General features: G+C 62.9%; 18 protein-coding genes. 8 read left to right on the forward strand and 10 right to left on the reverse strand.

Annotated elements, in window-relative coordinates; genetic code table 11:
* Positions 1-151 precede the first annotated feature (151 nt).
* The 5 genes from BM348_RS15090 to BM348_RS15110 all read left to right on the forward strand — a co-directional run bounded on the left by BM348_RS15090 (position 152) and on the right by BM348_RS15110 (position 5,441).
* The gene (locus BM348_RS15090) at positions 152-913 is read left to right on the forward strand and encodes an enoyl-CoA hydratase/isomerase family protein (RefSeq protein WP_092905998.1); all 762 of its coding nucleotides are present in this window, start codon (positions 152-154) and stop codon (positions 911-913) included.
* Positions 914-1,056: 143 nt separating this feature from the next.
* Positions 1,057-1,554 carry a hypothetical protein gene (locus BM348_RS15095; RefSeq protein ID WP_092906000.1) on the forward strand — a complete coding sequence of 166 codons (498 nt, stop codon included), beginning with the start codon at positions 1,057-1,059 and terminating at the stop codon, positions 1,552-1,554.
* Positions 1,551-3,068, forward strand: coding sequence for a UbiD family decarboxylase (locus BM348_RS15100; RefSeq protein ID WP_092906002.1), 1,518 nt, complete (start codon positions 1,551-1,553; stop codon positions 3,066-3,068). Before BM348_RS15095 ends, BM348_RS15100 begins: the two co-directional genes overlap by 4 nt.
* Positions 3,065-4,492 carry a UbiD family decarboxylase gene (locus tag BM348_RS15105; RefSeq protein WP_092906004.1) on the forward strand — a complete coding sequence of 476 codons (1,428 nt, stop codon included), beginning with the start codon at positions 3,065-3,067 and terminating at the stop codon, positions 4,490-4,492. The genes BM348_RS15100 and BM348_RS15105 overlap by 4 nt, the downstream gene beginning before the upstream one ends.
* Positions 4,485-5,441, forward strand: a complete 957-nt coding sequence (locus tag BM348_RS15110) for an MBL fold metallo-hydrolase (RefSeq protein ID WP_092906006.1) — start codon at positions 4,485-4,487, stop codon at positions 5,439-5,441. Before BM348_RS15105 ends, BM348_RS15110 begins: the two co-directional genes overlap by 8 nt.
* A gap of 34 nt (positions 5,442-5,475) precedes the next feature.
* Here BM348_RS15110 and BM348_RS15115 read toward each other — a convergent pair whose 3' ends face one another.
* The 7 genes from BM348_RS15115 to BM348_RS15140 form a co-directional block, all read right to left on the reverse strand.
* Positions 5,476-6,327, reverse strand: a complete 852-nt coding sequence (locus BM348_RS15115; RefSeq protein WP_092906408.1) for an acyl-CoA thioesterase — start codon at positions 6,325-6,327, stop codon at positions 5,476-5,478.
* 195 nt (positions 6,328-6,522) lie between these two features.
* The gene (locus BM348_RS15120) at positions 6,523-7,365 is read right to left on the reverse strand and encodes an enoyl-CoA hydratase/isomerase family protein (RefSeq protein ID WP_092906008.1); all 843 of its coding nucleotides are present in this window, start codon (positions 7,363-7,365) and stop codon (positions 6,523-6,525) included.
* Between the two features lie 120 nt (positions 7,366-7,485).
* Positions 7,486-7,662: a PaaD-like zinc ribbon domain-containing protein gene (locus tag BM348_RS21435; RefSeq protein ID WP_175507204.1), complete on the reverse strand. Its 177-nt coding sequence runs from the start codon at positions 7,660-7,662 to the stop codon at positions 7,486-7,488.
* Positions 7,663-7,667: 5 nt separating this feature from the next.
* On the reverse strand, positions 7,668-8,432 hold the full coding sequence (locus BM348_RS15125; RefSeq protein WP_092906010.1) for a Phenylacetic acid catabolic protein: 765 nt from the start codon (positions 8,430-8,432) through the stop codon (positions 7,668-7,670).
* Positions 8,425-8,634, reverse strand: a complete 210-nt coding sequence (locus BM348_RS15130; protein WP_092906012.1) for a phenylacetic acid degradation PaaB family protein — start codon at positions 8,632-8,634, stop codon at positions 8,425-8,427. The genes BM348_RS15125 and BM348_RS15130 overlap by 8 nt, the downstream gene beginning before the upstream one ends.
* Positions 8,635-8,640: 6 nt before the next feature.
* Positions 8,641-9,036, reverse strand: coding sequence for a metal-sulfur cluster assembly factor (locus tag BM348_RS15135; protein WP_092906014.1), 396 nt, complete (start codon positions 9,034-9,036; stop codon positions 8,641-8,643).
* A gap of 2 nt (positions 9,037-9,038) precedes the next feature.
* Positions 9,039-9,959 carry a Phenylacetic acid catabolic protein gene (locus tag BM348_RS15140; RefSeq protein WP_092906016.1) on the reverse strand — a complete coding sequence of 307 codons (921 nt, stop codon included), beginning with the start codon at positions 9,957-9,959 and terminating at the stop codon, positions 9,039-9,041.
* A gap of 241 nt (positions 9,960-10,200) precedes the next feature.
* Here BM348_RS15140 and BM348_RS15145 point away from each other — a divergent pair, with 241 nt between their 5' ends.
* Entirely contained in the window at positions 10,201-10,698 is a 498-nt protein-coding gene (locus BM348_RS15145; RefSeq protein ID WP_092906018.1) for a GNAT family N-acetyltransferase, read from the forward strand.
* 3 nt (positions 10,699-10,701) lie between these two features.
* On the forward strand, positions 10,702-10,986 hold the full coding sequence (locus BM348_RS15150; protein ID WP_092906020.1) for a 2Fe-2S iron-sulfur cluster-binding protein: 285 nt from the start codon (positions 10,702-10,704) through the stop codon (positions 10,984-10,986).
* A gap of 827 nt (positions 10,987-11,813) precedes the next feature.
* Here the strand turns inward: BM348_RS15150 and BM348_RS15155 are convergent.
* The 3 genes from BM348_RS15155 to BM348_RS15165 form a co-directional block, all read right to left on the reverse strand.
* The gene (locus BM348_RS15155; RefSeq protein ID WP_092906022.1) at positions 11,814-13,466 is read right to left on the reverse strand and encodes an acyl-CoA synthetase; all 1,653 of its coding nucleotides are present in this window, start codon (positions 13,464-13,466) and stop codon (positions 11,814-11,816) included.
* Between the two features lie 87 nt (positions 13,467-13,553).
* The gene (locus BM348_RS15160; protein WP_092906024.1) at positions 13,554-14,327 is read right to left on the reverse strand and encodes a CoA-transferase subunit beta; all 774 of its coding nucleotides are present in this window, start codon (positions 14,325-14,327) and stop codon (positions 13,554-13,556) included.
* Complete coding sequence (locus tag BM348_RS15165; protein WP_092906026.1) at positions 14,317-15,210, reverse strand: CoA transferase subunit A; 894 nt, start codon at positions 15,208-15,210, stop codon at positions 14,317-14,319. The genes BM348_RS15160 and BM348_RS15165 overlap by 11 nt, the downstream gene beginning before the upstream one ends.
* A gap of 110 nt (positions 15,211-15,320) precedes the next feature.
* On the opposite strand from BM348_RS15165, the gene BM348_RS15170 reads away from it, so the two are divergent.
* Positions 15,321-16,583 (forward strand): ABC transporter substrate-binding protein, encoded by a 1,263-nt coding sequence (locus tag BM348_RS15170; RefSeq protein WP_092906028.1) that lies wholly within the window; start codon positions 15,321-15,323, stop codon positions 16,581-16,583.
* Positions 16,584-16,608: the final 25 nt, after the last annotated feature.

Below are 16,608 nucleotides of genomic sequence, written 5' to 3' on the forward strand. Positions count from 1 at the left end.
GGATACCCTATTCCGAAAATGGATCCGTTTCCGGAATATAAGTAAAAAATTTTATTGTTGTCTACTCATGTCAAGATAATATATTAATTGTCGGCGCTTTCGGCTGGTGTCGTCTAGGAAAATTTAACAGGCGGAACGGAGTTGCAACGGTATGGACGTCGAAGACAAGAAAGGGGTTCGGACGATCACGTTCGATCGGCCCGAGTCGCTGAACGCATTCACCGCGAACGCCGCGACGGAACTGGCTGATGCCATCGAAGCCGTCGATGCGACGGACTACGAGGCAATCGTTCTCACCGGCGAGGGCGACGCGTTCAGCGCCGGCGGCGACCTCGAGGCGATGGCAGAGCGCGACGAGACGCCGAAAGAGTCCGTCGACCGCGTCACCGAGACGCTCGGTCGAGTGGTCGAAGCGGCCCTCTCCTCCGAGTTACCGATCGTCGCGAGGGTCAACGGCGACGCCGTGGGTGCCGGGCTGGCGATAACCGCCATCAGCGACTTCGCCTACGCCGTCGAATCCGCCTCCTTCAGTTGCGCGTTCGTCCGCGTCGGACTCGTTCCCGATACGGGCGGCACCTTTCTCCTCCCGGAACTCGTCGGCCTTCGGACGGCGAAACGACTGGCGATGACGGGCGAGTTCATCTCCGCGACCGAGGCCCAGCGGATCGGACTCGTCAACGAAGCCGTGCCGGCCGAGGAGTTAGACGAGACGGTCGAGGATCTCCTCGAGACGCTTCGAAAGCGCCCGTCGACGACGATCGGGCTCACGAAGCGAGCGATCCACGAGAACATGAGTCGCGGGTGGCGAGACGCGCTCACCCACGAGATCCACACGCAGTCGCTTGCTTACGGCTCGCCGGAGCACGAAGAGGGCGTTCGAGCGTTTCTGGCCGACGAAGAACCAGATTATTGAGACGAACCTCTCGTCTCCTCGGTCCGACGGTGGCCAAACGCGTTGGAACTGTTGCGTAGACGAAACCGTATCAACGATCGTATCTGTTTAAAAAAATACGTAGGGTTTTTATTTGGCTGACTTACCAACATCTGATAGCGAGCATGGCAGGGAATTACGTCACGTCGGAGAACAACTTGCCCGAGGATCCGGTGGGGGAAGAGACTACCTTACAGATAAGTGATGAACGAACGAAAGAGATCTCGAGCGTTCGCGCCAGAATAGATAAAAACCCTGATAATCTAACGGATCCGGACACGTTAACGGTCGTCAAGGGACCACACGAGAACACCGAGGAGAAGTGGTACATCGACATCATCGAAACGGACGAGGGGGAGGACATCGACCTCGAACTGCTCGAGTCGACGACCAGAGCGCTCGAGGAGGAGTCGACGGTCATCAACACGCGATCGAAAGAGGTGAAAACATTGTTACAGTATCTCACGGAGAAGGGGGAGTTTCAGTCCGTTTCCGAGGCGAGTCGGACGATCATGTTACAGCACCTTTCGGAAAACTACCCGAACCTCGTTAGCGAGTACATCGACCTGAAAGTACAATCCGAACGCACGGACCTCGCCGAGGAATTATACGACCACGAATGACGACTGCCAGTCTCCGGACGTATTTACAGACGCTCGAATCGAGGGGAGACCTCCACCGGATCGACGATTCCGTCTCGTGGAACCTCGAGGCCAGCGCCGTCACGATGGCGTCGAACAAAGAGGACAGCGCGATTCCCCTGTTCGACGACGTCGACGCCGCGCGGCTCGTGGGCGATCCGTATCGGGGGACACAGGAACGGCCGTGGGAACGCATCGCCCTGGGGCTGGGACTGCCGCCGGACCTCTCGGCTCGCGAATACTACGAAGCCGTTATCGACCGGCTGAAAGATCCGCGCGACCCGGTGACCGTTTCGACCGACGACGCGCCGTGCAAGGAGGTGGTCGTCGACGGTGATGACGTCGACCTGCTCGAATTTCCCTGGCCGTACATCCACGGCGGCGACGGCGGGCGCTACTCGAACGTCCACACGCTTATCGCGCCCGATCCCGACTCCTCGTGGGTCGACTGGTCGAACCACCGCTCGATGATACACGACGGCGAGAACGCGAGCGTCCTGTTGCTCGCCGGCGAACAGACGCCGAACCTCTACTACTACAAGTACGAGCGCCGCGACGAGCCGATGCCGGTCGCCATCGCGGTCGGCGTCGAACCCGCCGTGCAGTACACCTCCGTCATGTGGATCCCGACGGGCCGAAGCGAAGCGGAGTTCGCGGGGGGATTGAAGCAGGCACCCGTCGAACTCGTCCCCGCCGAGACGAACGACCTCATGGTGCCGGCGTCCGCCGAACTGGTAATCGAGGGCGAAATCGTCCCCAACGAACGCCGAGACGAGGGACCGTTCGGCGACTACTTCGGGTATATGCACGGCCCGCGCCGATCGATGCCGCTGTTGCGAGTATCGTCGATAACCCACCGCGAGAACCCGATTATACCCTTTTGCGTCGAAGGAACGGGCGTCGGCTACTCCGAGAACTCCACAAGTTCGATGGAAGTCGGCTGTGTCGGACCCGACGCGACGCTCGGGCTCCGAGCGGCGGGTTTCGACGTCGAGAGCTGCGTTCCCTGGAAGTCGACGCCGCGGACCGTCTACGTCATCTCGACGGAGACCACGGACGCCGGCTACCTCCACGAGCTCGCGAACTTCATCTTCACGACCTGGGGGATGCTCCACGTCGATTTCTTCGTCTTCGTCGACGGCGACGTCGACCCGCTCGATCAGCGGGCGGTGCTCGAGGCGCTGGCGCTTCATGCCGATCCGGACACCGACTTTCACCAGTTCGGCGTCGAAACGATGCCGAAGGTCCCGCTGAACATCTACCAGACCCCGAACGAGAAGGGTAACGTCCAGACCGGCACGTCGAAGGCGAAATCGGCGAAGGCGTATATCGACGCCACGCGGTCCGAGACCGACGGCGACTCGACGAGGGGGGCAGGCGGGCCGTCTCGAGGCGACGACGCAGAAGCCGAGTACCGCGCGCGGAAGATACTCGAGCGCGCGGGAGTCGATACGGGAACCGCGTCGCCGCTCGACATGGAGGGGCTCGTTCGATGACGCTTCGAACGCACCTCGAACGCCTCGCGGACGCGGGCGAGCTGGTGACCATCGACGAGCAGGTCCACTGGGACGAGACTGCGGCTGCCGTCGGACGCGAGGCGATTCGATGCGGCGGTCCCGCGACGCTTTTCGACGAAACCCCGGAAACGGTACGATTCGCGAGCGGCGTCTACGGCGGTCCGAGCCAGTTCTCGAGCCGATCACACCATCCCGGACGGCGGGTCGCACAGGCGCTCGGGCTCGGCGCCGACTGTTCGTACGTGGAGTTGCTCGAGCACCTGTCCGGGCGCGAGACGGCCTCGCTCGAGGACCGACGAACCGAGCCGGCGGCGACCGACACCGACGACTCGGGAGACGTCCACGCCCTCGGCCTGCCGACGGTCGGAACCGAGCGGTACCCGCTCGTCTCGCTCGGCCTGCTCGCCGCTGAGAACGACGGGACGACGACCTGGGTGCCCATTCGCGGACAGGCCCTCCACAACGATCGACTCCGACTGTCGGTTCCCGAGGCATTCCTCGAGTGGTCTGAGCCGGAGTCGGGGGCGAGCGTGGTTCTCGGCGCGTCGGCCTGCTCGCTCGTCGCGGCGCTACAGGGCTGGACGCAGGATCGGACCGCGCCCGCGGTCCCCGAACGCGCCGCGGGACTGGCCGACGTATCGCTGTCGACCGTCGGTTCGCGGGTTGTGCCGGCCGACGCCGAGGTCCGAATCGACGGTGCGATCCGCGTCGTCGAGGCCGCACCGCGCGGACCGAGCGCCGCCTGGGAGCTGACGTGTGACACCGCGACCGTGGAGCTTCGGGTCGACGAAATCGTCACCCGCGAGTCGCCGATCGTTTCGTTCACGCCCGCAACCGGCCCGATGACGGACGATCTGCACCTGACGAGTCTCGTCGAGGCCGCCCAGCTATACAGGCGGGTCAACAACTACTGGGGTGTCTCGCCGGTCGAGTGGATCCAACTGCCCGTCGAGGCCAGCCTCGGGCTCTGTATCGTCTCGAGCGAGATCCTCTACGCCGGGTTCGAGTGGCAACTCGCGAACACGCTCTTTTCGTTCTCGAACGTATTCGACAAGGTCGTCGTGTTAGACGAGCAGGCCGACCCGACGAACCTCGCTCGAGCGGTCAACGACATGTGGGTGAAAGCGCACCCGGCGAACGACTGGACCTTCAGCGAGCCGAACGCGCCCGCAGCGACCGCGACGCGGTATCGTCGCGACGGCGAGACCGGCGCTCGGCTCTACGTCAACGCCACGTGGGACCCGCGCTGGGACGAAGAGTACATCGCGCCACGGGTAACCTTCGAGACGACGTTCTCGGAGAACGTCCTCGAGGCCCTAGACGAGCGCTGGGAAGCGCTCGGACTGGACGAACTGCTCGGTTCGCGGGACCAGACGGCGGTTTCGGAGCACTTCCATGAGTGAACGCGTTCGGATCGACGTCGGCGAGGGCTCGCCGGAAGGCGCGAACAGCGCCTATCTGCTACCCGACCGCGGCGTCCTCATCGACCCGGGACCGCCGACCGAACGGGCGTGGTCGAACCTGCTGGCTGGCATCGCAGATGCGGCGGCGTCGATCACCGACCTCGAGCACGTCCTCGTGACCCACTGGCACGTCGATCACGCGGGTCTCGCCCCCCGAATCGCCGAGCGAGCGAACGCCGAACTACACGTCCATCGCGCGGATTCGCCCCTGATCGGCGACTACGCGAGCGAGCGAGAGCGCCGCCTCGAGCGCGACGAGCGGACGCTCGCGCGCTGGGGCGTTCCCGAAGCGAGACGAACAACTGTACTGGACGGCGACACGCCGTCGCCGCTTCCCGATTCCTTCCCCGTCAGGGCACGTGACGACGGCGACGTGATCGCCGGCGTCGAAGTGGTTCACACGCCGGGGCACACGGGCGGCCACGCGTCGTTTCGTACCGCGGACGACCTCTACCTGGGCGATCTGCTGTTGCCGACGTACACGCCGAACGTCGGCGGGAGCGACACGCGCCTATCCGATCCGCTCGCGATGTATCTCTCGTCGCTGGACCGACTCGAGGACGCGCCCGATCGCGGCCGTCCGGGTCACGGAACGACGATCGAGATCGAGGCGGCCTGCAAGGAAGTCCGCGAGCATCACCGCGAGCGCGCTCGAGCGTGCTTTCGGGCGCTCGAGCCGACGGAGAGTGCCGCGAGCACGCCGTGGGCCGTCGCACGGGAGTTGTTCGGCGAAATGTCCGGCGTCCACGCGAAGTTCGGGGCGGGCGAAGCCGCCGCCCACCTCGAGCGGTTGGCCGCGCTCGACCTCGTTCGACCACTCGAGGGAGAGCCGGTCGAATACATCCGCGCCGTCGAGTCGTACCCCGACGAGATCGATCTATCCGCGTGATCCTCGCTGTGCTCGCGGGCCCGCGGTGGACCGATCAGGCCCCCTCGAGTAACTCGAGGGTTCGTTCGTCGAACGCGGTCGGCTCGCCCGCCTCGTCGAAACAGCCGTAGTCGGTCGTTCCCCGAATACTCGTCCGGCCGTCGCTCGAGAGCGTGTGCTCGACTCGAACCGTCTCCCGGTCGACGCCGATCACGTCGCACTCGACCTCGAGCGTCGACTGGAACCGAACCGGCGACTCGAACTCCCATCGCCAGTCGCGCATCCGAAACGGAACCCGACCGTCGTACAGATCGGCGACGTCCGCGCCGCGGCGCTCGACGTGTTCTTCTATCGCGATCGTGGCGAGACGCGGGTACTCCTCGAAGTACGCGAGCGTCGCTCCCTCGGCCAGCGGACTGCGGACTCGAGTCGTCGAGGAAAACGACGGGAGTGCGTCGGAATCCGTCTGGTCTGGTTCCCGACCCGGACCGACGGGCGGCGATCGAGAGACTTCCGACTCCTCGAAGGAGGCGCGTGCGGAGTCGGGAAGCGACAGCGCGCTTCCGTCGGGACCGATCGTGACGTGGGTCATCTGTGCGGTCGCCAGTGTGGCTCCGTCGTCGTCGACGACGTCGTACGTCAACTCGACGCTCGAGTCGCCGACGTTCGTCGGGGTCGCTTCGACGCCGATCGTGTCGCCGACCGCCGGATACCGGGCGACCGACGCCGTGTTCACGACGGGCGCGTACGGGATGCCGTCTTCCTCGAGAATGCCTTCGAACGAATCGTCGGCCGCGTTCGTGATCGCCTGCGTCGATATTAGCTGCCAGTCGAACAGCGTCGAACTGCTCACGAGCGGGCCTGCGAGTTCCCCGAACTGCACTCGGTGAGAGGTAATCGTTTGCACGGTCGGGATATCGGCGAGCACCGTTAGGAACGTGCAGGATTCGGTAATTTTCACCGCATCGAAGGAAGGCGTGGGGGATCGGATCTGACGCGGTCGTTCGATTCGATCCGACCGGGTTCACGGTGAACGCTGCGCTATCGGCCGATCGCGAATAGCGAGTGAAAAACGGTATCGAAACGGGGACGGGCTACCCGATTACTCGTCGGAGCCGGGTTCTTTGTCGCCGAGTTCGACGCCGAGGAAGTCCGGTTCGCGATCGTCGAGGAAGGCGTCGACGCCCTCTTTGGCGACATCGGAGCCGAGCAGACGGTTCTGCAGTTCGCGCTCGTGGGCGAGCGCGTCCGAAAGCGGCATCTCGAGGCCCTCGTTGACCGCGAGTTTGTTGTTGCCGACGGCGACGCTCGCTTTCGAGGCGATCAGCTCCGCGAACTCGAAGGCGGCATCTTCGATCTCGTCCGGCGGGTGAATCTCGTCGAAGATGCCCTTCTCGGTCGCTTCCTCCGGCGTGAGCGTCTCGCCGGTGAGCATCATTTCGAGCGCCTCCGAGCGGTCGATGTACCGCGGGAGCAATTGGGTGCCGGCCTCGCCCGCGATGAGTCCGAGGTGGATCTCGGGCATGCCGATGTTGTAGTTCTCGTCGTTGCCGACGTACCGGAAGTCACAGGCGAGCGCGAGCTCGAGCCCGCCGCCCATGCAGTGACCGTTGACCATCGCGATGAAGATGGTGTCTGTCGTCCGCATCTTCATGATGATCTCCTTGCTCGTCTGGCTCGCGTAGCCGACCTGTCGGCCCGAATCCTCCTGGAGGACCTGGATGTCGAATCCCGTCGAGAAGAACTTGTCGTTCGCACTCCCGAAGAGAACCGCGCGGACGTCCTCGTCGAATCGAACCGCCTCGACGGCCCGCTGGAGCTCCAACAGCACGTCGATGTCGTGTGCGTTCGCCGGCGGCCGATCCAGCCGGAGTGTGCCCACGTGGTCGGTTACTTCTGTGGTGAAATACTCCAGATCCAGCTCACTGAACGGTCGGAGTTGCATACAGGACACTCATTGGCGTCCACCTATAAGTAGCTTTCTTTCCAATGTGAAATTCAATAGAATTGAAATAATAAGATAGCTGGTGCTATGGGCGCGGGCAGTCTCTTCCCGACGCGGCGGTTACCGACCGGTTTCCGGATTCGCGCCGTCGTACTTGATCCGTTCGAACATCGTGTTGCAGCCGTTGCAGTAGTACTGCGTCTTCGAGATTTCGCTGCCGAACGCGGACTCCCGCTCCGTGTCCTCGCTCCCGCAGAACGGACACAACACGGTCGAATCGGAGACGTGATCGTTCATCGTCGTCAGTTCATCGTGTACAGCTGGTTTTTCTCGCCCCGGAGCTGCTCGACGTCCGTTTGGCTGATCGAGCCGGAGTCGGACCGTCGTCGCTTCTCGTCCCAATCCTCGAGAGCGGGTTCGTCCCACTCGACGCCCTCGAGCGAGACGTCGGTCCCCTCGAACAGGCGCTGGTAGTGGTCGATGTAGGCGTCACGAATGTCAGCGACCGACCGGTCGGTGAAGCCGGCGGTGTAGACGGGATCGGCTTCCTCGTCGTACTCCGACGGGCCGATGAGCGCGAGCGCCTGCGGTAACGTCGTCTCGAGGGTTTGCTGGACCGTTTCGGGATCCTCCTCGGCGAGCGTCTCGAGGCGGGCGTCGTGGTACTCGAGGTGGAAGTACTCGTCTTCGCCCATCTTGGTGAACATGCCGTCTAGATCCTCACGGTCGATCGCATCGATGAGGTACCACGCGGCGCGATCAGCAGGCGCGATCGAGGCGACGTACTCCGTCCAGTTCCCGTCGATCCGATCGAGACAGGCGGCGTTCGCGAACTCCTCGGGATCCCGCCCACCGTTTATCCACTCGAGGTCGCGTCCCTGTCCCTCGAGTTCGCGCGCGAGTTGGCGAACGTGACCGATCTCCTCCTGTGCCGCGCTCGCCCCGCCGATGTCGTCCTCGAGCGAGGGTCCGGAGAGGCTCCACTCGGCATAGCGGTGCCCCAGGAGGAGCTTCGTGTCGGAGATCGCCTGCACGTAGTCAACCGCGGGTTCTGGCCACTCACTCACCGGCGACCACCTCGCGTTCGGGCTGTTCGCCGCTGACCTCGTGGAGGTTCTCCTCGCGGACGACGGCCAGGTAATTCCAGTCTTCTTCGTCGAAGGTGTTGTAGGCGTACATCTGTGCAAGTTTGTCGCTCTGTGCGGTGACGGTACCGATGTGGAGGGTATCGTCACCCTGGTTTATTCGTGCGAATACTTCGTACTTCATCGGTGATTAGAGGCTGATACCGGACTCGCGCATCTTTTCGCGGACCGGTTCGGTGAGCATGTCCTTCGACCAGACGGGATCCCAGACGACCTCGACGTCGACCTCGTCGACGCCGTCGGTCAGCGATAGGCAGCTCTCGATGTCGTTCTGGATCATGTCGTAGGCGGGACAGCCCATACACGGGTAGGTCATTTCGACGGAGACGGTGCCGTCGGATTCCTCGACGTCGTAGATCATCCCCATCTCTACGAGGCTGACGGGAATGTGCGGATCCGGGATTTCGTCGATCATGTCCCAGAGTTCCCGCTCGAACGGCGTCGCGTCGGCGCGTCGGTTCTCGACGAACTTGCCGGCCAGATCGGTTCCGACGGAATCCGGTGCGTTTGCGCGTGCGCTCGACATTGTTACACCTCGAGCTCCACGGTTCCGGACTGGACCATGTTCACGTACTTGTCGTTGGCGGGCCCGCGCGAGCGCCACCGGTCCATGACGTCGGACCACGAAATCGGCTCGTCGAAGCGCCACTCCTTGTTGTCGGCGTCGAACGCCACCGGGAGCTCGTATTCGAGGACGTACTCGTCGCGCTCCTCGCTGTAGTGGGCGGGAACGTCGAGGTCGAGTTCGTTCATCAGCGGGAGCGTCCGAGAGAGCCAGTCCTGACGGAGTTCGTCGTTGGACTTGCCCTTGATGCGGTACTCGAGCTGGTCGTCGTGTTTTTTCTTGTCGTCGGGCATGCCGAACCACTCGACGCCCATCGGGAACATCCAGTCGATGGCCTCCTGCAGTCGGCGTTTGGTCTTCTCGCTGTTGTTCGCCAGTCGGCGCATCCACGTCTCGCCGTGACGAAGGTGGAACTGTTCTTCCTTGCTCACCTTTGTGAGCGCGCGCTTCCAGGGTGCGTAGGAGGTGTTCTCGTGGATGTCGCTGAGGAGCACGATCCCGGCGCGGTCGAAGATGCCGTGAGCCGTGACGAGCTCGGCGAAGTTCTCGATGTGCTGGTCGAACCCGTACGTGTTACGGAACTCGTGGGGCTCTCGCTCGTAGATGAGTTCGTGTCGGTCCTCGCCGAGGTCCTCGAGCAGCCGGTAGGCGATGTGACCGTGGCCGAGTTCGTCCTGGATGACGCTGATACACGAAGCGCGCGCGTCGAGCGACGGCGCGTTGAGCGACTGGTCGTAGTAGGCCGGCGCGCTCATGAGTTCGGTGTCGCCCGAGACGAGCAGGATCTGTTTGAGGGCTTTCTTGTACCCTGCGGTCATCTCGTCGGTCGATTCGATCATCTTCCCGTTCTGGAGTTCGTCCTTGAGTTGTGATTCCGTGGGCATAGCTCGTTTCGTCCGATTAGTAGTTGTCACCCCAGGGTTATAATTGTTTTCTGTATACGTCTGGCGTATTTACCGCCCGAATTGCCGATGGTATCAGTCGGACCGTTGACTTGACTATCGGAGCGGATTTGTGTCTGGACGGTAACACTACCGTTCGACGTCAGTACTCGAGACGAGACCACCACGTTTTTCGCCGATTCGAGCAGTGCCTTTTTTGGTAGTCCAACCCAGACAGTAGGACATGTCGTACGAGATACGCCACGCGAGCGTCGACGACGGCGAGGAACTGCTCGAACTCTGGCACGGGTTCACCGAACACCTCTCGAAATACGACGAGCGGTATCAGCACAAAGAAAGCGCCAACGACCGCTGGCTCCAGTACTTCGAGAGTCAGTTGCTCGATTCGAAGTACGGGACGGTCATCGTGGCCGAACACGAGGAGACGGGCGAACTCGTCGGCGTCCTCGAGGCGCGTATCATGGGGAACCATCCGATCTTCCGCCTCCAGAACCACGGCTACATCAACGGTCACTTCGTCGCCGAGGACCACCGCGGAAACGGCATCGGATCGGCGTTGCTATCGGAAGTCCACGAGTGGTTCGCAGACTCCTCGAAGGACGTCGATTTCTACCGCGTCGATACCATCGACGGCGACGCAGACTCACAGGAGTTCTACGAATCCGAGGCGTTCGACCCGGTCGAGCATGTCTACGAGAAATCGATCGACCAGGACCACTGAACCATGGTCGAGACTTACACAGTCGAGTTCATCGATGAGGGCCAGACGATCGAGGTACCGGCCAACAAGCCGGTGCTCGAGGCGGCCGAAGAGGCCGGCCTCGCACCCCCCTACCAGTGTCGGATGGGTGTCTGTGGCGTCTGCTGTGGCATGATCGTCGAGGACGGCGAAGTCGACCAGACCGAGGGGATGTTCCTCTCCGAGAGCGAAAAGGAGGAGGGCTACGCGCTGACCTGCATCGCGAAGCCGCGATCGAACTTGCGCATTCGAACCGACGAGAGCCCCTGACGAACTCGGGCGTTCGGTTGCTATTTCTACGGTTCGAGAGAATCGATTCGAAGTGTCCGTCCAGGGGACGGCCTGCGGTCCCGGGCCGAACCGCCTTGGCCACCTTCGCGTGTGCCAGGGAGCCGAGTACACGCCGCTGTCTCGAGAACGCTGCGACGCCGAGAAACGCGCTGACCGACCTTCGCGTGCGCGTCGAGCCGGACGGACAGTTCCGCCCCGAGAACGTATACGTTAGATGTATACGCCGTTGTCTGCGGCGTACGGGACTGTTCGGTCCCTTCTGGGTTCGTAGGTGACTGTCTCTCCACCGCTCGGTATCGGGCTCGAGTATTTTACGGTAATACGAATGTAATCCATTCCGGTGTGGAAATGCAATCGTCTTCGCAGGCGATGACACTCATTCGCATGCGTCGATTAGAGTCGGTTTGGCGGCTACTATCTCGCATATACGTCCTCCGTATACGGATGACGAATACGAAAAGTCCAAGCGCCGAATACGCGAGGTGCGGGGAGCGAATACGGCGATGCATGCAGGTTGAAGAGCCGATGCGCGCCGGCCGAAACGTTCGAGCGGCGTCTCGATGCCGAAACCTATCGCTCGAGTTCCGATTCTCACCACGCACGAAGCGATCCGGACGGAGCCGGCCCGCTGGAGTCGAACTGTCGGCGGTTCACGGATGGCGTAGAATTTCTCGCGGGCGGCGAAGTCTCCGCTCGAATCACACGGATGGCTCAATCGCAGCGCGAGTTCGGACCGAAGTGTCGTCAGTTACCGCAACGGGGCGAGCAGATTCGATCGGTATCGACGTCGACGGGCGGCGGGCAGATTACTGGCGCTCACGCTCGCGAAGTTCGGTTCGGCGAATCTTCCCGGTCTCCGTGCGCGGAAGCGTCTCCATGAACTCGACCGCACGCGGGTACTTGTACGGCGCGAGCGTGTTCTTGACGTGGTTCTGAATCTCCTCGACCAGCCCGTCAGAGGCCGACGCGTCGTCGGTCAGCACGACGAACGCCTTGACGATCTCGCCGCGTTCTTCGTGGGGACTTCCGGTCACGGCGACCTCCGAGACGGCGTCGTGTTCCTCGACGACGGCCTCGACTTCGGGGCCCGGAATGTTGTATCCACTCGAGATGATGAGGTCGTCGCTGCGGGATTTGTACTCGAGGCGCCCGTCCTCGCGCTGGACGAAGATGTCGCCCGGGATCGACCACCCGTCCTCGACGGCCTCGAGTTGCTTTTCGGGCCGGTTCCAGTACTCGATTCCCGTCGGGCCGCGGACTGCGAGCAGTCCGGCTTCGCCGCGGGGTACCTCCTCGCCCGTGTCGGGATCGATGATCTTGCACTCATAGCCCGGAACCGGGAAGCCGGTCGCACTGGGATCGATGTCGCCGTCGTGGCGGTGACTGATGAAGATGTGGAGCATCTCCGTGGTTCCGATGCCGTCAAGCAGCGGGATTCCGTACTCCTCTTGGAAGTTCTCGAAGGTGGTCGGCGTCAGCGGTTCCCCCGCGCTGAGGCCGACTCGAAGCGACGAGATATCGTACTCCGACGGCCCGTCGGGATACTGTGAAAGGATCTGATTGAACCCCGTCGGGATCGAACAGAGCACCGAGACCTCGTGCTCGTCGACCGCCTCGAGGAGGTCGCCGGGCGAGGCGTCTTCGACCAGACTCGTGGTCGCGCCGAACCGGAGCGGGAACGTGACGAGGTCGCCGTAGCCGTAGGCGAACGGAAGCGGGGGGTTGCCGCCGAAGACGTCTTCTTCCGTCGGCTCCAGACAGTATCGCGCGTACGAATCCGCGGTCGCCAGGACCTGTCTGTGGGTGTGGATCGCCCCCTTCGGTCGGCCCGTCGTCCCGCTCGTATAGAGCATGAGCGCCAGGTCGTCGCGGTCGGTCTCGTACGCCTCAAGGTCCTCGCTCCCGTCGTCGAGCATGTCGTCGTAGCTACGATAGCCGTGATCGACGCCGTTTCGCTCGGCGACGACGACGGTTTCGACGGTCTCGAGTTCGGGAAGCGCGTTCTCGACTTCCTCGAGGAGGTCGTCGTAGACGACGACGGTCGTCGCCTCGGCGTTGTTGATGATGTACTCGAGTTCCTTTGCCCGAAGCAGTTTCATCGACGGCAGCGCCACGGCGCCGATCTTCTGGGCCGCGAGACAGGAGACGATCGCCTCCGGCCGGTTCGGGAACCTGACGACGACGCGGTCGCCCGGTTCGACCCCCGACTCTCGGAGCGCGTTTCCGAATCGGTTAACGCGCGACTGTAACTCCTCGTAGGTGATCTCCCGGTCTTCGAAGCGTACCGCGACGTTGTTTCCGCGTCCCTCCCGAACGTGTCGGTCGACAAGTTCGTCGACCACATTCAACTGTTGAGGGTAGTGTGCCTCCGGTACCGGGTGGATGTAATCCGGCGTGTCACCATCGTCTGGTAGATACTCCGCTGGAACAGTTTCCTGCATGTACGAGTAGTTCATCATAGCTTAAAATGATATACCTAACGGTTTTTCTCTCGAGCGATCGGTTAGAATGTATGGGACTCGGCGACCGGAAACCGATCGGTTCGATCAGGTCCAGAATCCGTCCGGGTCGAAGGTTCGGATCAGCCCGAGCTCCTCGCCCGTCGGTTCCGGCGTCGTCGTCACCGGACCCTCGCCGACGTCCGCTGCCGTCTGGACCTCCCACGGGAAATCGGCGGCGACGGCCGCTTCGTCCGCGCCCGGATGGAGACTGCGGAGGTAGAGTTCGCCGTCGTCGTCGAAGCCGAACGTCGCCTTCGAGGTGACGAGCGCGCTCGGTCCGCCGCCCGACTCCGGGTGGGTGTTCCGTCCGGACCCATCGCTCGCGTGGCCTGGGCTGGTGACGTAGTGGACCGATTCCACGAACCGGCGCGGTTCGTGGGGCATCAGCAACACGGTCCGGTCGGCGAGACAGGCGATGTCGCAGGCACCGCCGCTGCCCGGGAGACGAATCTCCTGGTCGCCGCCCTGCACCCACGTGGTGTTCAGGTTGCCGTACCGGTCGACCTCCGCACCCCCCAGAAAGCCGACGTCGACGTCGCCGCGCTGGAGGCGGGACATGATGTCGATCATCCCCGTCGTCGACACCGCCCGATTCAGGTTCGGCAGATCACACATCGTGTGGATAAACCCGTCCGCGGGCGAATCCCGTACGACGCCGCTCTCGTAGACCGCCATCGAGTTCGGTGCGTGGGTGCTCACCGCGACCTGAAACGCGATCAGCGGCAACCGCATACCGACGAACGCGGTGTCGCCGTCCTCGATCTCGCTCGCCGCCGCGCTGACCATCAGTTCTCTGTCCGTGTACTCCTCACTGGCCATACTGCACCTCCGCGGAGACTGTCGGCTCGGTGATCTCGAGATCGCGTTCCACGAGCGTCTCGTACTCGGCCCGGCCGTCGACACCGTAGACCCACTTCTCGGCCCACTCCTCGAACGCTCCCTGAGTCTTCGTCTGTTCGCTGTACTCGAGGTAGTAGTCGTTGTCCCGGTTGTAGTAGCCGGCAACTGGCGAGGGATGCGCGCCGAACGGACACTCCGCGACCGCCGTCACCGCGTCTCGAGTGATACCGACCCTGCTCGGGTCGCTCTTGATTACGTCGGGGGAAACGATCTCCTCCGCGGTGACGAGGACGTTATCCGCGGCACCGACGGCGGGGTCGGTGATGCCCGTGTTTCCCCAGAGGTGTGCGTCCCCGTCGGGGCTGGCCCGCTGGGCGTGGACGATTGCCCAGTCAGGCTCGATGGCCGGAACGAGCGCCAGCCGGTCGCCGCCGAAGGGATCTTCCCCCTCGCGAAACAGTTCGCTTCGCTCGAAAATGTCGCTCCCGAGCAGCGACTTCGTCGGCAGGTAGGGCACGCCCATCGCTCCCGCCTGCAGCGCCAGCGCGATACTGAAGTTGGAGTGGTCCTCGACGCTGATCGCGTCGGTCTCGACGGCCTCTCTGAACCGGTAGCCCGTGCCGGCGCTGACGTTCCCGGCCCACGCGGCCCGAACGGCGGCGACCGCGTCCCCGCCGATCAGTTGATCGAACAGCAGGTCGCTGATCGGCCCGATCAGCGTGAGATCATCGATTCCCTGTCGGAGCAGTTCGTGTCCCGCCGCGAACGGAATCGCGTGCTCGAGCGCGAGTCCGGCCGCGATCGAACTTCCCGAATCGATTCGGGAGACGGCCTCCTCGAGCGTCGCTACGTCGTCCGTCATGTATCACCGAGTACCAAACGAGGGTAGTTAAATCCCCATCGTTGTGGCTACCCGCGGCGCAACCAACATCAACATAAGTTATATATACATGTGGTGTGCACACAAACCATATGTCTCGTAGAGACACGGATACACCTAGCAAGGGGGATAGTACCAATGATGCCAACGATCGAGGACCGACATCGACGCTCTCGCGTCGACAGTATCTTGCGGGAACCGCGGCGGCAGGCGTTGGGGCGACGTTGGCGGGGTGTACGGGTGGCTCGTCCGGACTCACCGTCGGCTACGCGCTTCCGTTTACGGGAACCTACGCGTACCTCGGCGAAAGTATCGTCAACGGATTCGAGATGTACCTCGAACAGCAAGACGGCGAAATCAACGGCGAGGAAGTCAACACCGTCCAACTCGACACGGAGGCCGATACCAACCGCGGCGTGGAGGTCACGCGACAGCTGCTCATCGAAGAGGGGGCGGATGCGATCGTGGGTCCGGTCTCGAGTGCCGTCGCCATCGCGATGATGGATATCATCGAAACGGAATCGAGTGCCATCTGGCTCAACGCGAACGCTGGTGACTACCGCGTCACGCAGGAAGGGTGCCTCGACTACCACTTCCGAACCTCGTTCAACGACTGGCAGACGAGCGCGCCGCTCGCCGAGTGGGTCTACGACAACGTCGCCGACAACGTCTCTCTGTCCTACGCGGATTATGCCTTCGGCCAGAATTCGAAGAATTTCTTCAGCGAAGCCTTCCAAGAGGCCGGCGGTGAAGTCGTCGAGGAAGTCGGCATCCCGCTGGGAACGAGCGACTACGCCCCGTATCTCGGCGACATCGAAGATTCGGGCGCTGACGCCATCTACTCGTTCTTCGCCGGCTCCGATGCCATCAACTACGTCGACGATCTCACCGACCTCGGCATTCACGAGGAGATGACCCAGACTGCGAGCGGGTTCATGTTCTCGGAGGATACGCTCCCCTCGCACGGAAGCGAGGCGGCGGGCATGTACTCGCTGCTCCACTACTCGTCGACGATCGAGAGCGAGCGGAATCAGACCTTCGTCGAGGCGTACAACGAACTCTACGACGCGTCCGCCAACGTCTACGCCTGCCAGGGATACGACTCGGGTCAGGCGTTCGGCGCGGCGATCGAGGAAGCCGGCGGCTCGGACCCGGACGACCTCGTCAGTGCCCTCTCCGGGATGGAACTCGAGAGCCCGCGCGGGGACTTCCAGTTCAACCCGGACACCCACGAGGCGATTCAGGACATGTACGTCCTCGAGGTCGTCGAGAGCGACGGCGAGAACGCAGTCGTAAACGAAGTGACCGATACGATCGAATCGGTCGAAGGACCGTCCTGGGGTTGCAGCCTGTGAGTCGAATGATCGACACGAACTCGCC

Origin of the sequence: Halostagnicola kamekurae, assembly GCF_900116205.1 — an archaeon.
Classification (GTDB): Archaea; Halobacteriota; Halobacteria; order Halobacteriales; family Natrialbaceae; genus Halostagnicola; species Halostagnicola kamekurae.

Excerpts from the sequence above, each read along its gene's own strand:
- BM348_RS15090 (WP_092905998.1), top strand. The coding sequence starts at position 152 with ATGGACGTCGAAGACAAGAAAGGGGTTCGGACGATCACGTTCGATCGG.
- BM348_RS15095 (WP_092906000.1), top strand. The coding sequence starts at position 1,057 with ATGGCAGGGAATTACGTCACGTCGGAGAACAACTTGCCCGAGGATCCG.
- BM348_RS15100 (WP_092906002.1), top strand. The coding sequence starts at position 1,551 with ATGACGACTGCCAGTCTCCGGACGTATTTACAGACGCTCGAATCGAGG.
- BM348_RS15105 (WP_092906004.1), top strand. The coding sequence starts at position 3,065 with ATGACGCTTCGAACGCACCTCGAACGCCTCGCGGACGCGGGCGAGCTG.
- BM348_RS15110 (WP_092906006.1), top strand. The coding sequence starts at position 4,485 with ATGAGTGAACGCGTTCGGATCGACGTCGGCGAGGGCTCGCCGGAAGGC.
- BM348_RS15120 (WP_092906008.1), bottom strand. The coding sequence starts at position 7,365 with ATGCAACTCCGACCGTTCAGTGAGCTGGATCTGGAGTATTTCACCACA.
- BM348_RS21435 (WP_175507204.1), bottom strand. The coding sequence starts at position 7,662 with ATGAACGATCACGTCTCCGATTCGACCGTGTTGTGTCCGTTCTGCGGG.
- BM348_RS15130 (WP_092906012.1), bottom strand. The coding sequence starts at position 8,634 with ATGAAGTACGAAGTATTCGCACGAATAAACCAGGGTGACGATACCCTC.
- BM348_RS15135 (WP_092906014.1), bottom strand. The coding sequence starts at position 9,036 with ATGTCGAGCGCACGCGCAAACGCACCGGATTCCGTCGGAACCGATCTG.
- BM348_RS15140 (WP_092906016.1), bottom strand. The coding sequence starts at position 9,959 with ATGCCCACGGAATCACAACTCAAGGACGAACTCCAGAACGGGAAGATG.
- BM348_RS15145 (WP_092906018.1), top strand. The coding sequence starts at position 10,201 with ATGTCGTACGAGATACGCCACGCGAGCGTCGACGACGGCGAGGAACTG.
- BM348_RS15150 (WP_092906020.1), top strand. The coding sequence starts at position 10,702 with ATGGTCGAGACTTACACAGTCGAGTTCATCGATGAGGGCCAGACGATC.
- BM348_RS15155 (WP_092906022.1), bottom strand. The coding sequence starts at position 13,466 with ATGATGAACTACTCGTACATGCAGGAAACTGTTCCAGCGGAGTATCTA.
- BM348_RS15160 (WP_092906024.1), bottom strand. The coding sequence starts at position 14,327 with ATGGCCAGTGAGGAGTACACGGACAGAGAACTGATGGTCAGCGCGGCG.
- BM348_RS15165 (WP_092906026.1), bottom strand. The coding sequence starts at position 15,210 with ATGACGGACGACGTAGCGACGCTCGAGGAGGCCGTCTCCCGAATCGAT.
- BM348_RS15170 (WP_092906028.1), top strand. The coding sequence starts at position 15,321 with ATGTCTCGTAGAGACACGGATACACCTAGCAAGGGGGATAGTACCAAT.